Source organism: Simiduia agarivorans SA1 = DSM 21679 (genome assembly GCF_000305785.2).
Lineage (GTDB): Bacteria > Pseudomonadota > Gammaproteobacteria > Pseudomonadales > Cellvibrionaceae > Simiduia > Simiduia agarivorans.
In genome coordinates, this window is record NC_018868.3 from 3,158,363 (window position 1) to 3,172,355 (window position 13,993).

Sequence of the window (13,993 nt, forward strand, 5' to 3'; positions counted from 1 at the left end):
CAATCAATCTATGGATAAATCTATGCAGATGATCAGCAAGCAAATTTTCGTATTTATTGCCATTGCCCTGTTCAGCGCGAGCAGCATGGCGCATAAACGTTGGCTGTTGCCAAGCGATTTTTCGCTCAGCGATGCGGAGACCGTGATCGTGGATTACAGCGCAAGCAACAACCTGTTCTATGTGGACAAGGCGATGCCGCTAAATGATCTGCGGGTGCTCGATCCCGCGGGCAACGAAATGGCGCCGTCATCCGTGGTTAACATGTCGCGTCGCACCAGTGCAGAGATTGCCATTGATCAGCCGGGCAGCTATCGCTTGCAGGCCGGCAGGTCACCCATGTATTTCGCCGCCTGGCAGGTTCCGGGTGAAACGCAGCCGCAACGCGCGCGCGGTAGTCTGGCGTCGCTGAAAGAAAAAATTCCGGCCAACGCTACACAGGTTAAATGGATGCAGTCGTTGTCCTGTATCGAAACCTACATTTCTCTGGGTGAGCCGAATCTGAATGCGCAGATCAAACAGCCTGCGTCACAAGGGCTCAGTATGGTGCCCGTGTTACACCCCAACCTTGCTTATAGCGACGAACCGACAAAGCTCCGGTTTTTTCTCAACGGCGAGGCGGCGGCCAATCTCACGGTAACGGTGACACCTGAAGGCACCCGCTATCGCGATATGCAGGGCGATCAGCAATTCAGCACCGATGCCGAGGGCTATGTGACGCTGCATTGGCCGGGCGCGGGTCGATTCCTCGTGGAAGCAGAACACGCTATTCAACACAGCGAAGGTCAGTTTGCAGAGACGTTTTTCAGCTACTACCTGACGCTGGAAGTCCTGCACCCATAGTGTTCCGCGCAATTTGGTATAGTGTGCGTTTTTAATCGGAGCACACCATGACCGACGATAAAGCCGAACGCCATAAATCCCGCATGCAACAGCGCAAGGCACTGGTGGATGCGGGCATTGCGCGCGCCACCGAAGTGCGCGGCGTGGTGATCGTGCTCACCGGTGACGGCAAAGGCAAAAGTTCTTCTGCCTTCGGCACGGCGGTTCGCGCACTGGGTCACGGTTATAAGGTGGGCATAGTGCAATTCATCAAGGGTACCTGGGAGTGCGGTGAGCGAAACATTCTGCAAACCCTGCCCGGTGTGGAATACCATGTGATGGGCACGGGCTTTACCTGGGAAACCCAGGATGCCGAAAAGGATAAGGCCGCTGCTGAAGCCTGCTGGACAGAAAGTGAACACCTGTTGCGGGACCCTGAAATCAAGCTGGTGGTACTCGATGAGCTCACCTATATCCTCAATTACAAATACCTCGACAAAGACCGGGTGCTGGATGCCATCCGCCGCCGCCCACGGGATCAGACCGTCATCATCACCGGCCGCGGCGCAAAAAAATATCTGGAAGACCTGGCCGATACCTTCAGTGAAGTAAAAGCCATCAAGCATGCGTTTCAGTCGGGCGTGGCCGCGCAAAAGGGCATTGAATGGTAGTTGCGATGGCCTGAGCCACAGTTACGACCAGTGAGCTTGAGCTTCGGTGGGGATGCCGTAGTGTGCTAGGGTTAGCGGGTGCACTGCGCCCTCATACTTTCAAACGGAGCTTGCTATGTTGAAAAAGCCGCTGGCCCTCGCGGCCCTGCTGTATGCCGGTCAGACCTTTGCCGGACCCCTCACCGACTCGGTTGAAATCCCCTACGAGAGTTTTACCCTCGATAATGGCCTGCGCGTGGTGGTACACACCGACCGCAAGGCGCCCGTGGTGGCGGTGAATGTCTGGTATCACGTAGGTTCCAAGGATGAAAAGCCCGGCAAGACCGGCTTTGCGCATTTGTTTGAGCACCTGATGTTCAATGGCAGCGAAAACTATCCGGGCGAATTTTTTGAGCCGTTTGAAAAAGCCGGCGCCACCAACATGAACGGCACCACCTGGCTGGACCGCACCAACTATTTTGAAACCGTACCCACGCCGGCGCTGGACATGGCCTTGTGGATGGAATCCGACCGGATGGGCCACATGCTGGGCGCCATCGACCAGGCCAAACTGGATGAGCAGCGCGGCGTGGTGCAAAACGAAAAGCGTCAGGGCGAAAACCAGCCCTATGGCCGCAGTTGGGATATTCTGCAAAAAGCGGCATTCCCAGAGGGGCACCCTTACTCCTGGAGTACTATTGGCTCAATGGAGGATCTGAATGCCGCCTCGCTTGAGGATGTCAAACAGTGGTTCAATGAGTACTACGGCGCGAGCAATGCCGTGGTGGTGTTGGCGGGTGATATCGATGTGGCGACTGCCAAAGCCAAAATGGAAAAGTATTTCGGCTTTGTGCAGCCGGGTGAGCCCATCGACCGGCAGAAAGCCTGGGTCGCCAAGCGCACAGATACCAAGCGCGTAAAAACCCAGGACCGCGTACCCCAGGCCCGTTTGTATAAAAGCTGGAACACCGCAGAGCTTGCCAGCACCGACGCCGACGTCATGCAGATGGTGGGCGAACTGCTGGCCGGTGGCAAAAACTCGCGCCTGTACAAGCGGTTGGTGCATGAAGACCAGATTGCCACCAGTGTGAATGTGGCGTATTTCCCGTTTGAGCTCGCCAGCTTGTTCACCATCATTGCCGATGCCAAGCCCGGCGTCAGTCTTGCTGAGATTGAGCGCGTGATCGACGAAGAAATCGCCTTGTTCCTGAAAAAAGGTCCGAGCAAAAAAGAACTGGAACGCGTGCGCACCAGCTTGTTTGCGGGCTTTGTCCGCGGCGTGGAAAAAGTCGGCGGCTGGGGCGGTAAGTCCGATATTCTGGCCAGCAATGCGGTGTACATGGGCGATCCGGGTGCCTACAAGAAAAGCCTGCTGACCATGGAAGAAGCCAGTACGAAAACCGTTCAATCGGTTGCCAAGCGCTGGTTGTCCGAAGGCGATCTGGTGTTGGAAGTCACACCCTTCCCGAAAATGGCCGCGTCTGGTCAGGATGCGGACCGCAGCCAGGTGCCCGATACCGGTGCCGTACCCCAATTGTCCTTTCCGGCAATTGAACGCACCGAATTGTCCAATGGCCTGAAGGTGGTGTTTGCCCGTCGCGATACCGTGCCGCAGGTGAACATGTCGCTGCAATTTGATGCCGGTTACGCGGCCGATTTCGGCAGCAAGCTCGGTCTGGCCAAGCTGGCCTCCGGCACCATGTTGGAAGGCACCAAGAAGCGCGACGCGCTGGAAATTGCCGAACAGCTGGAATCCTTGGGCGCCGAGTGGACTGTCAACAATAACGTGGATCAAACCACCTTTGGTTTGTCTGCGTTGAAAACCAATCTGCGTCCCACGCTGGAGATTTATGCCGATATCCTGGGGAATCCTGCGTTCCGGGAAGCGGATGTTGAACGCAAGCGTTCACTCGCCATTGCCGGCATCGCGCAGGAAAAATCCCAGCCGGTGTCGATGGCACTGCGCACTTTGCCACCACTTTTGTACGGTAGTGATCACGCCTACGGTATTCCGCTTACGGGCTCCGGCACGGAAGAGAGCGTTAAGGCCATCACCATTGAGGACATGAAAAATTTCCATCAGCAGTGGATACGGCCCGATAACGGCACCCTGATTGTGGTGGGCGCGATGGCGCTGGAAGAACTGAAGCCGGAGCTCGAGCGCACGCTGGGCAAATGGGATGCGCCCAAGTCCGCCAAAGGCGAGAAAAAACTGCATGCGGTGGCAGCGCAGGACAGTGCAAGTGTCTATCTGATCGATAAGCCCGGTGCACAGCAATCGGTGATTCTGGCCGGTCAATTGGTGCCGAGTGCAAAAGACGAAAGCAATCTCGCTCTGGATATGGCCAATACCATTCTGGGCGGTGCTTTCACCGCGCGCCTGAACATGAACCTGCGCGAAGACAAACACTGGGCTTATGGTGCCTATACCTTCATGTTGGATGCGCAGGCGCAGCAGCCGCTGATGGCCTATGCACCGGTGCAAACCGACAAAACCAAGGAAGCGCTGGCCGAAGTGCAGAAAGAATTGCGCGACTACCTGGGCAAGCGTCCCGCGACCCAGGAAGAGCTGAAGCGCTACCAAATGAACAAAGTGGCAAAACTGCCCGGCAGCTATGAAACCATGAACGCCGTGCTCGGCGCGATGGCGGAGCAGGTGCGCTTTGATCGCCCCGATGACGATGTGGTGACGTTTGCCAAGCGGGTCCAGTCACTCACGGTCGAGCAGGTGCGCGATGTGGCCAGGGCAGAAATGACACCGGAAAATCTGGTGTGGGTGATTGTCGGCGATCTGGAAAAAATCCGCGCCGGCGTGGAATCGCTCAAACTCGGGAAAGTCCAGGTACTGGATGCCGATGGCAAACCGGTGAAGTAACCTACCGGGGTCAGACTCGGTCGAGTCTGACTCCGCTGTTTTCGTTCAATATTCTACAGGCTCATGGATTGGCGTAGCGTTTGTGACGCACGGCGCGACAGATCCACCTCCATTCCATTTTTGAGCCAGACCCTCAGGTTGCCGCTGACCCAGACTTCCAGCCGTTCAATGCTTTTCAGATTAATAATGGTTTGCCGGTTGGCCCGCAGAAAAACTGCAGCGGGTAACCGTTGCTCCAGCTGGTTGAGTGAGCGGTGTATCATGGGTTTCGAGTTTTCCATGATGACCTGGCTGTAGTTGCCAGCGCTTTCAAAGCCGTGGATGCTTTTCAGCTCTACAAAAAAACACGCGTCATCCTGCTTGATGAATACCGAGCATTCCGGTGTCAGTGGTTCGGCGTTAGCGTCTGCCGGCTCATCCTCTCCCAGTGCTTTTTGCAGTGCCTGAGACAGGCGCACCGGCTCTACCGGCTTTAGCAGGTAATCCACTACCCGGTGTTCAAATGAACGCAGTGCGTATTGATCATAGGCAGTGGTAAAAATAACCTTGGGTGCGTAGGTGAGTGCGTCCAGCAATTCGAAGCCGTTGAGTCCGGGCATTTGAATGTCCAAAAACAACAGCTCGGGTTGAAGCTGGTTTAATGCTTTGATAGCAACCTGCGGGTCGCCAAACTCTCCCACTATGTCAATGCGCGTTTCCTTTTTAAGCAGGTTTTGTAATTCCAGTCGTGCCAGACGGGAGTCTTCCACTATCGCTGTTTTCATGGGAACTTGGCCTCGGTCCCGGTGGGCAGATGTAACTCGGCGGTCACCACGCCCTGGGATTCGGTCAGCGAAAAAAAGGCTTGGTCGTCATAGAGCAATTTAAGTCGCTGTTCAATATTTCTGATGCCTATGCCAGTACCTGTGCGAGTACTGGTGCCAGCACCAGTGCCGAACCCGCGCTGGGTCTGGCTGGCATTGAGTCTACCCGGGTTGCGCACCTTAATGTGCAACTGGTTGTCGTGTTCTTCAATCAGCAGTAGTAATTCGCCGCCACTTGGTGTTTCACCGATGCCATGCTTGAGCGCATTTTCAATCAATAACTGCAGCATCATACGGGGCACAATGATCTTGTCGGATGTGATGTTTATCTGGCTTTGAAAACGCAATCTTTCTTCGAATTGGATTTCGGCCAATTGAATCGTGGCATTCACTATCTTCAGCTCATCTGTGAGGCTGACCCACTGTGAAGCGTCGGTCAATCCGTGCCGCAGCAGGAGTGACAATTGTGTCAGCATGTCGCGGGCGCGATCCACATCTTCCAACATCAGTGCGCGGATATTATTCAGGCAGTTAAACATGAAGTGCGGATTAATCTGGCCATAAAGCGCGTTGAGTTGAGCGTCTTTGAGTGAATTTTCCAGCTGCAAGGCATACAGGGTCTTTTGCTGCCAGCGGCGTAAATAGCCGATGGTAAAGTACAGGCAAAACCAGATGAACACGAACGGCGTAATGGCGGCAAAGTTTCCGGCCACCAGTGCCGGCGAAAATTCCGGGGCAAGACCCAGAAAGAGCGCCAGCGCAAGATCAGTCAGCAGCAGACCGGTGATCACGGTTGCCAGCCCGGCCAATGCGGTGGTGGCGAGCCCGGCCGCCACCAACAAGGCCGGATGCCAGTCCAGCCAGCGATAGTGTTTGATGACGCGCCGGCATAACCAGGTGAAAAATGCGCCACTGCTGAAAATCGCAAGGGAACCCACCAACTCGGCCAGGTGAAAGGCGCCCAGTGACGCCGTGCGCACGATCAGATTCAGCAGCGTCAATGCACCCCAGCCGCCAAGATGGCAGAGCCAGAAGATGCGTTGGTTTGCATTTGCCATAGGGTCAGGGCTCATGGATTGTGCGGCCAGATTACCAAGCCCACAAAGCAATGCCAATGTAGTCAAATGCCAATAGATAGATGCTGAGGTAAGCGAAGCCGAGCGCGAATAACCCGCTCAAGCCCCGTGCCAGGCGCCCGGCTTCCAGACGGTGCCAACGCCACACGCATAGCAGGTTAACCGCACTCAATAAACCAAACAGCAAACTGCCGATAGCAATCGCGAGGGTTTTGGCATTGACCAGACCCACGCTGTCGAGTGTCAGCTGGGTGGCAGCCAATAGGGCGCCAAGCAAGCCAAAACTGGCGCACAAGGGCAGCACGCGCAGCAGCACGCGTTGATAGCCCCTGATCTTTCCGCGCCAGTAGTTGATCAGCCAGATGGGTGCATACAGCACGCACAGGGGCAGGAGTAAGGCACTGAACCCTACCGTCAGCAAAAACCACCAGGCGGACACTACGCTGATTTTTTCAAATTGTTGGCCGTCGATATGAATAAATTCCTGGCCGTTTTCTTGCCCGAATACCACCGTGGCATGCGCTCGCTTGCCTTCAACGAACAGCTGTTGACCTATATGGGTGGTGTGCTCCTCCGAGCCAATCAACGGGTTGAAGACAAGCTCGCTGCCTGCAGCCTCCGCTTTGATTACGGCGGCAAAGTACATCAGTCCGGCCATGATCTCATTCCGGTGGTTCACTAATCGGTAGTAGCCGTCGATATCTGGCGAAATAGCGTCCCGGGCTATGACTGGCGTGGCGGGTGTGGCGGCCAGCAGATAGTCTGTCAATACGGATTGCACGCGGCGCATGCTGCCGGTATGGCTGTTCAGCATGATCACAAAGCCCCGGTCCAATTCGCGCGAATACAACAGCGAGGTCACAAAGCCGGTAATGCCGCCATCGTGGCCGTACCAGCGGTGGTTGTTCGCGCTGGCCTGGTAGATGCCCTGACCATAGCCAAAGCTCAGGCCTGCGCGCGCAGCTGAACTGCTGGTGGGGGATTCCATGTCCGATACAGTGCCCCGGGCCAGCGCAAGTTCCGATTCAACCCGGGTGGACAGCAGGGCGCTGCCGAGCGTTGCCAGATCCTGTGCGTTGCTGAGCAAGGCACCGGCCGGACGCAGGTAAATAGGCGTAAAAGGCACCGGGCCTGTGTCGTCATGCCCGCCGGCCAGAGCGTCGATAGCTTGCCCGCTCTTGTAGAAGCGGCTGGCAGACATTCCCAGCGGTGCGATGACTTCATTCTGCACATAGTGCTCAAACGGCTGACCGCTGAACTTTTCAACCAGGTAACCCAATATGGCGTAACCCGGATTGGAATAGCTGTGCCATTGGCCGGGAGGCCAACGCACCGTTAAGGCCTCCGCATCGCGGTTGATCGCCTCCAGCAGGGCAATGCCCGAATACGTGTGATCAAACATATTTTTAAAGTGCATGTCATCCAGCCCGGCGGTGTGCTCCAGTAAATGAATGACGCGCACGGGTGATGCGGGATACGGATTGCTGATGGCGATTTCCGGTGCCAGTTCCTGAACGGGTGACGCGAGACTGAAGTGGCCAGCCTGAATCATTTTCTGGACGGCCAGCGACACCAGTATTTTTGACGTGGAACCGGCACGCAGCAGGTGCGCATCGCTCATTGAGGATTGGGTGTCGCGGTGGCTCTGTCCCAGACTGCGAAGCCAGCGCACCCCATGACTATCAAACAGGGCCACCTGGGCACCGGGTATATTCTCCTCCAGCAGGGTAGTCAGCAGTTGCTGTTCCAGCGCTTGATAGTCCGTTGGCGCAGCCTCTTCAGCGAACACACCGGTGTGATTCACCAACAGCGCACCCATCAACAGTAATCGTAATAATGTCATATCGGCCTTTCCCTTTTTGCGATGCTGGCAGGATAGAATGACCACACGAACGGTGTTGCTGTTTTACACCAGCGGTCAAAGTCAGTGATGGGGTGAGCCCCGGTAGTTTGGAAAGTGCAGTGAAAAACCCCACATGTATCATGGTGCAGGGCACCACCTCAGATGCCGGTAAAACCACCTTGGTGGCCGCCTTGTGCCGGATTTTTTATCGGCAGGGTGTAAGGGTGGCGCCCTTCAAACCGCAGAATATGGCACTCAACTCGGCGGTTACGGTGGACGGGGGTGAAATCGGCCGGGGGCAGGCGGTACAGGCGCGTGCCTGTGGCGTTGCACCGCATTCGGATATGAATCCGGTGTTGTTGAAACCCAACTCCGATACCGGCGCGCAAGTCATATTGCAGGGGCAAGCCCTGACTAATATGGAGGCGGCCGGCTTTCACGATTACAAGCAAGTGGCGATGCAGGCCGTGCTGGCAAGTTTCCGGCGGTTGCAGTCGCAATACCAGACTCTGGTGGTGGAAGGTGCCGGCAGCCCGGCGGAGATCAACCTACGCGCAGGCGACATTGCCAACATGGGGTTTGCCGAAGCGGTGGATTGCCCGGTCATCCTGGTGGCCGACATAGACCGCGGCGGTGTGTTTGCGCATTTGGTCGGGACGCTGGAATTATTGTCCGAGACCGAGCGGGCGCGGGTGATTGGCTTTGTGATCAATCGCTTCCGGGGCGATATCGGTTTATTGCAGTCCGGTCTGGACTGGCTTGAAGCGCGCACCGGCAAACCGGTGCTGGCGGTGGTGCCTTTTATCCAGGGGCTGCACACAGAGGCTGAAGATGCATTGACGGCCAATACGGCGGCGCAGAGTGATCGGGCGTTAAAAGTGAAAGTGCCGGTGTTTTCCCGCATCAGCAATCACACGGATTTTGATCCGCTGCGATTGCATCCCCAGGTGGATTTTGAATTTGTCGGGCCAGGCGGTTCGCTGGCGGGGGCCGATCTGATAATTTTGCCCGGTACCAAAAATACCCGCGCGGATCTGGATTTTCTGCGCGCGCAGGGTTGGGACACGGCATTGCAAACCCATTTGCGATACGGCGGCAAACTCATGGGCATCTGTGGTGGTATGCAGATGTTGGGCGAGCAGGTGGATGATCCGATCGGCGTGGAGGGTGCACCGGGCAGCACCCGGGGCCTCGCTTATTTGCCGATCACAACCCGCATGGGGCAGGTAAAAACATTAACAAATTGTCAGGGCCAATTGCGCTTACCCGGACAGGCGCAGCCAGTGCCGGTGACCGGCTATGAAATCCACGCCGGTGTGACCGAGCCGCTGCAAGCCTGTGATGGGTTGATTGTGGGTGAGGACGGTGTTGTCGATGGTTTCCGTTCTGCCGATGGCAATATTGTTGGCTGCTACTGGCACGGTGTGTTCAATCAGCCCGACGCGTTAGTGGCAGTGCTTAACTGGGCGGGGTTGACCGATTCAGTGGCGGCCGACTATGAGGCGTTGCTGGAGGCCGAGTTGGACCGATTGGCGAGTTGCGTGGCGCAGCATTGGCAGGAGCACAAATGGAACGACGCGTTGCAGGCTTTTATGGCCCGCTGAAATAAAAAAGCCCCGGTGACCGGGGCTTTTTGCTGACCTGTGTAACGATCAGGCTTTCTGGCGGCGGCGACAGGCGACCAGGCCGATCAATCCCAGACCCAGCAGTGCGATAGAGCCTGGCTCAGGCACGGTGATGTCTGCGGTGGCATCGAGGAAGTCATTGCCACAGGACATGGTCCAGTGTGCGTCCATATTCAGTACTGAACCGGACAGACCCAAAGCGCCAAGGTTGAAGCTGAAGGTGTTGAAGTAGGACTTCTTGTTGCTGCCCACAGCGCCGTCATGCGGGCCTGCGGCAAAGCCCCAGCCGGAACCTTCGGTCATGCTGCCGGCCGTCAGGAAGGTGCCCGAGGCCATGGCGAAGGGGTGTGCGGCGGCGTGGCCGTTGTACACTTCATTGGACCAGCTGCTTACCGAGTAGAGGCCGGCGGCATCGGTGCCCAGATTGGTACCGTAGTAACCTTTGGTCAGGTTGCCGAAATCCACGGCGTATTCGTACGTGGATTTATCGCCATCGAACGACAGCGCCAGATCACCGTTGTAGTAATCGCGGCCGCCGGTGTAGTGATGACCATCGATAATATCAAAACCGGTTTGCAGGCCAACGCTCAGCGTGTTGGTGGCTGAATCGAATTTGTAAAACAGAAATTCCACGTCGAAGGCCTGACCGCCGCCACCCGGGCCGACGATGCCGTCACCGTGACCGGCGGTTTGGCTCATCTGGGTCCAACCGTCCGTGTCCCAGAATGAAAGCTTGGTAGCAGAAGCGGTTGTTGCCAGTGAAAGCAATACTGCCGCTGCGAGTGTTTTGCTGAAAAAAGACATTGTTAAACCCTTCCTGAGTTTCAGATTGCGCGTGGCATTAAGCGCCAAAGCTCTTTGCCCTTTTAGCATTTTGTGTGCCAATTCGTAACTGATTGAAAATTATGGGCTTTTATCAGCATTAATGACCTAGGTGTTAAATATTCCGACGGGTTAAAAGTGGCAGACAGAGGTTTTCCGGCTGGTGCTAGTGACTGACTTGTTAAAATTCCCGACAGGTCAAAGGCAGTTGAGGCGGGCGTCTTATTCAGGCTGTCTGGTGCTGGCCGTCGTCTACACTTAGCCCATAGCTGGCCCGGGTGGGCCACACGATCTGATCAAGGGGCTGACATGCGGTATGTGTGGGGTTTGGGGGTGCTGTTGGCGCTGGCACCCTGGGTAAGTGCAGACACCGGCTGTAAAGTGGAACGCTCGGCTCAGGTGGGTTTTCAATCGCCCGGGTCTAAAGACCGGTTGACCGTCACGGTGGCGGGCGAACCCTGCAGCGAGGCGCAACTGACCATAAAAATAGATGACGCCAAAGGCCGGGAGCTATACCTCTACGAAGGTCTGTTGCTCGATCATCTGCCGTTCGTGGTTTACGAGCCGGACCTGCAGCCTTTGGTTACCTACTTTGCTGAAAAGGTGATTCGCGACGGTTTTATCCGGACCACCCGGGATCTGCCGGCGTGGGAGCCGGTGGAATCCTATTACGAGAAAACCAATGACATCATTATTATTCCGCAGGCGGCCTACCGGGCACTGCGCGAGACCCCGCGCCCAATCTTCTGGCACGCGGCCGGCGATGCCACCTGGGTGCATGTGGTGTTTAACCCGGACCAGCGCTATGGCCAGATTATCATGCGCGGTGGCGTGTTCCAGAGCGCGGTGAATAACCCCGAGAGTGCCGATTGATGCAACAGGCCTTTCCTGCCATCAAACCCTTTGCGCGTCGTCATCTATCGCTTCAGCATCAACAGATTTATCTGGAGCAGGCGGGCACGGAATCCGGTATTCCACTGCTGTTTCTGCACGACGGCCCGGGCCTGGGCTGCCATCGCGCGGATCGCTGTTTATTTGATCCCCAGCATTTTCACATGCTGCTGCCGGACCAGCGCGGCTGCGGACGCTCGACGCCGCATCTGGTGGTAGAGGCGAATCACCGGGATAGCTTGTGCGACGACCTGAGGCAGATGCAAGACGCCTTGGGCATAGACCACTGGGTGATTGCCGGGGTGGGCTGGGGCGCTCAACTGGCGTTGTGGTTTGCCCATCAGCATCCCGAGCGGGTGCGGGCCTTGCTGCTGATGTCGACCAGTTTGGGGCGCAGGGCGGAGCTGGCGTGGCTGTTCGAACAGGGGGCGCCGCAGGTGTTCCCCGATGCGTTTCAGCAGTTTGTGGAATCGATCAAACCGACGGCGCTGACCGCCGACGCAATACTGCAAAAGGTGTGCGATGTCTTTGCCCGCGGCAATGAAATCGAGCGCATGGCGTTGGCGCGGCAGTGGGGCAATTGGATGTGGCGATGTGCCGGCGTCAAACCCCAACAGGAGTTGCAGCAGGAATACCTTGAACCTGCGGTGGTATTGGCGCACGCCACCCTGGCGTCACATTATATGGCCCGCCAATGGGGCTATAAGCAGGCCGAAGGCCTGTTGCCATTTTTGTCATTGCCCGAAGGCCTGCCGATGATTGCGGTACACGGTCGTTTCGACATGGTTGCGCCCCTGTCTGGCGTATTGGCACTACAGCGCCACCAACCGCAATTACAGCTGAACATAGTGCGCGAGGCAGGCCATTCGGTGCGCGAAGCCAGCATGGTTGATGCAATTGTCAAAGCGCAGGCCCGTCTGGCCGATATCTGTGGCGCAACCCCGCCTGCCTGCGGTTAAATTCCTCCTTTTGGGTGGAAATTCAGTGAAGGCATTAATCCAGCGGGTGTCGCAGGCTGCAGTGACGGTGGACGGTGACACGGTGGGCGCAATTGATCAGGGACTGTTGGTCTTGCTGGGCGTGGAGCGTGGCGACGACCAGGCCATGGCGGATCGTTTGCTGGACCGCTTATTACGCTACCGGGTGTTTTCCGATGCGGACGGGAAGATGAACCTGAGCGTGTCCGACATTGAGGGTGGCTTATTGCTGGTGTCGCAATTTACGCTGGCAGCCGATACCCGCAAGGGCCTGCGTCCGGGGTTTTCCGGTGCGGCCGAACCGGCGTTGGCAGAATCCCTGTACAACTATATGCTGGATCAATTGCGTACACGCCTGGCCAGGGTCAGCAGTGGTTGTTTCGGGGCCAACATGCAAGTGAGCCTGATCAATGACGGGCCGGTGACTTTTTTATTAGAATGACTATCTATCGACGCACAGGGAAGTTAATCACAGTCGGGAGGCGAGAGCAGTGAAAGTGCATCAGGGCAAGGTGCTGATTGTTGACGACAATGCCGTCAATATCGTCATCGTGGAAAAAATTCTGCGCCAGGACGGATTCAATAATATTTATTCCACCACCGACGCCAAGTCCGTCCGGGATCTTTATCGGGAGCATGATTTCGACGCCATTTTACTCGACGTGCATATGCCGGAAATGAACGGCTTTGATGTCATGGCCGAGTTACAAGCCGATAACCCGGATGATTACCTGCCTATTTTAATGCTGACCGCAGACCACACCCCTGAAACACGTCATCTCTCCCTCAGTTCGGGCGCCAAGGATTTTATCAGCAAGCCGTTTGAGCGGGTGGAGGTGCTGTTCCGCGTGCGCAACATTGTGGAAGTGCGCATGTTGCACAAAGAAGTATTGAACGCCAACGAGGTGTTGGAGGACAAGGTGCGCGAGCGCACTCAACAGTTGTACGAGGCCCAGATAAAACTGATTGAATGCCTGGGTAAGGCGGCGGAGTACCGGGACAATGAGACCGGCATGCACGTGGTGCGCATGAGCCAGTCGTCCGCATTGTTGGCGCGGCAAATGGGGCTTTCGGCGGAAGAGTGTGAAATTATCCTGCACGCCAGCCCCATGCACGATATTGGCAAGATCGCCATTCCCGATAGCGTGTTGCTGAAGCCCGGAAAGCTGGAGGGCAAAGAGTGGCGGACCATGCAGTCCCATGCGGAAGTCGGTGCCCAGATCCTTGCCAGCTACGATTCCAAACTGATGGAAGTGGCCTCTATTATCGCCCGGACCCACCACGAACGCTGGGATGGAAAAGGTTATCCGGAAGGCTTGCAGGGAGAAGAAATTCCCCTGTACACACGCATCGTCAGTGTCTGCGATGTGTTTGATGCCCTGACCTCCACCCGGCCTTACAAAGTCGCCTGGCCTGTGTCCAAGGCATTGGGTTATCTGAAGGAAAACAGTGGCAGCCAGTTTGATCCGCAAGTGGTGAACGAATTCATCGCCATTATTGACCAGGTGCTGGAAATTCGTCAGCAATACCCGGACAGTCAATCGGCTGGGCAGCATTGATCCGTACTGCCGCAGTGCAATAAAAAAAGGGCCTGAAGGCCCTTTTTTATCG

At 56.4% G+C, this 13,993-nt stretch carries 12 protein-coding genes; 8 read left to right on the top strand and 4 right to left on the bottom strand.

Features of this window, described 5'->3' with window-relative positions; all coding sequences use genetic code 11:
- Positions 1-10: 10 nt before the first annotated feature.
- The 3 genes from M5M_RS14275 (at position 11) to M5M_RS14285 (ending at position 4,345) form a co-directional block, all read left to right on the top strand.
- On the top strand, positions 11-841 hold the full coding sequence (locus M5M_RS14275) for a DUF4198 domain-containing protein (RefSeq protein WP_015048199.1): 831 nt from the start codon (positions 11-13) through the stop codon (positions 839-841).
- A gap of 47 nt (positions 842-888) precedes the next feature.
- A complete protein-coding gene (gene cobO, locus M5M_RS14280; protein ID WP_015048200.1) occupies positions 889-1,491 on the top strand; it encodes a cob(I)yrinic acid a,c-diamide adenosyltransferase in 603 nt (200 codons plus the stop codon).
- 115 nt (positions 1,492-1,606) lie between these two features.
- Positions 1,607-4,345: a M16 family metallopeptidase gene (locus tag M5M_RS14285; RefSeq protein WP_015048201.1), complete on the top strand. Its 2,739-nt coding sequence runs from the start codon at positions 1,607-1,609 to the stop codon at positions 4,343-4,345.
- Between the two features lie 53 nt (positions 4,346-4,398).
- Here the strand turns inward: M5M_RS14285 and M5M_RS14290 are convergent, their stop codons facing one another.
- The 3 genes from M5M_RS14290 to M5M_RS14300 are packed head-to-tail and all read right to left on the bottom strand — an operon-like array spanning position 4,399 to position 8,067.
- Positions 4,399-5,109 (bottom strand): LytR/AlgR family response regulator transcription factor, encoded by a 711-nt coding sequence (locus tag M5M_RS14290; protein ID WP_015048202.1) that lies wholly within the window; start codon positions 5,107-5,109, stop codon positions 4,399-4,401.
- Positions 5,106-6,206: a sensor histidine kinase gene (locus tag M5M_RS19670; RefSeq protein WP_015048203.1), complete on the bottom strand. Its 1,101-nt coding sequence runs from the start codon at positions 6,204-6,206 to the stop codon at positions 5,106-5,108. The genes M5M_RS14290 and M5M_RS19670 overlap by 4 nt, the downstream gene beginning before the upstream one ends.
- Positions 6,207-6,237: 31 nt before the next feature.
- On the bottom strand, positions 6,238-8,067 hold the full coding sequence (locus M5M_RS14300) for a serine hydrolase domain-containing protein (protein WP_015048204.1): 1,830 nt from the start codon (positions 8,065-8,067) through the stop codon (positions 6,238-6,240).
- Between the two features lie 140 nt (positions 8,068-8,207).
- Here M5M_RS14300 and M5M_RS14305 point away from each other — a divergent pair, with 140 nt between their 5' ends.
- A complete protein-coding gene (locus M5M_RS14305; protein ID WP_029880035.1) occupies positions 8,208-9,671 on the top strand; it encodes a cobyric acid synthase in 1,464 nt (487 codons plus the stop codon).
- A gap of 48 nt (positions 9,672-9,719) precedes the next feature.
- On the opposite strand, the gene M5M_RS20520 is transcribed toward M5M_RS14305, so the two are convergent.
- Complete coding sequence (locus M5M_RS20520; RefSeq protein ID WP_015048206.1) at positions 9,720-10,496, bottom strand: PEP-CTERM sorting domain-containing protein; 777 nt, start codon at positions 10,494-10,496, stop codon at positions 9,720-9,722.
- A 327-nt stretch (positions 10,497-10,823) separates the two neighbouring features.
- On the opposite strand from M5M_RS20520, the gene M5M_RS14315 reads away from it, so the two are divergent.
- From M5M_RS14315 to M5M_RS14330, 4 genes are read left to right on the top strand one after another with little or no spacing between them, the layout of a single operon-like run.
- The gene (locus M5M_RS14315) at positions 10,824-11,387 is read left to right on the top strand and encodes a hypothetical protein (RefSeq protein WP_015048207.1); all 564 of its coding nucleotides are present in this window, start codon (positions 10,824-10,826) and stop codon (positions 11,385-11,387) included.
- Positions 11,387-12,364: an alpha/beta fold hydrolase gene (locus tag M5M_RS14320; protein WP_015048208.1), complete on the top strand. Its 978-nt coding sequence runs from the start codon at positions 11,387-11,389 to the stop codon at positions 12,362-12,364. The genes M5M_RS14315 and M5M_RS14320 overlap by 1 nt, the downstream gene beginning before the upstream one ends.
- Positions 12,365-12,389: 25 nt before the next feature.
- Positions 12,390-12,824: a D-aminoacyl-tRNA deacylase gene (gene dtd, locus M5M_RS14325; RefSeq protein ID WP_015048209.1), complete on the top strand. Its 435-nt coding sequence runs from the start codon at positions 12,390-12,392 to the stop codon at positions 12,822-12,824.
- A gap of 49 nt (positions 12,825-12,873) precedes the next feature.
- Positions 12,874-13,941: an HD domain-containing phosphohydrolase gene (locus tag M5M_RS14330; protein ID WP_015048210.1), complete on the top strand. Its 1,068-nt coding sequence runs from the start codon at positions 12,874-12,876 to the stop codon at positions 13,939-13,941.
- Positions 13,942-13,993: the final 52 nt, after the last annotated feature.

Coding starts and splice junctions, on each gene's coding strand:
- M5M_RS14275 (WP_015048199.1), top strand. CDS start 11: ATGGATAAATCTATGCAGATGATCAGCAAGCAAATTTTCGTATTTATT.
- M5M_RS19670 (WP_015048203.1), bottom strand. CDS start 6,206: ATGGCAAATGCAAACCAACGCATCTTCTGGCTCTGCCATCTTGGCGGC.
- M5M_RS14285 (WP_015048201.1), top strand. CDS start 1,607: ATGTTGAAAAAGCCGCTGGCCCTCGCGGCCCTGCTGTATGCCGGTCAG.
- cobO (WP_015048200.1), top strand. CDS start 889: ATGACCGACGATAAAGCCGAACGCCATAAATCCCGCATGCAACAGCGC.
- M5M_RS20520 (WP_015048206.1), bottom strand. CDS start 10,496: ATGTCTTTTTTCAGCAAAACACTCGCAGCGGCAGTATTGCTTTCACTG.
- M5M_RS14315 (WP_015048207.1), top strand. CDS start 10,824: ATGCGGTATGTGTGGGGTTTGGGGGTGCTGTTGGCGCTGGCACCCTGG.
- M5M_RS14305 (WP_029880035.1), top strand. CDS start 8,208: ATGGTGCAGGGCACCACCTCAGATGCCGGTAAAACCACCTTGGTGGCC.
- M5M_RS14300 (WP_015048204.1), bottom strand. CDS start 8,067: ATGACATTATTACGATTACTGTTGATGGGTGCGCTGTTGGTGAATCAC.
- M5M_RS14320 (WP_015048208.1), top strand. CDS start 11,387: ATGCAACAGGCCTTTCCTGCCATCAAACCCTTTGCGCGTCGTCATCTA.
- M5M_RS14290 (WP_015048202.1), bottom strand. CDS start 5,109: ATGAAAACAGCGATAGTGGAAGACTCCCGTCTGGCACGACTGGAATTA.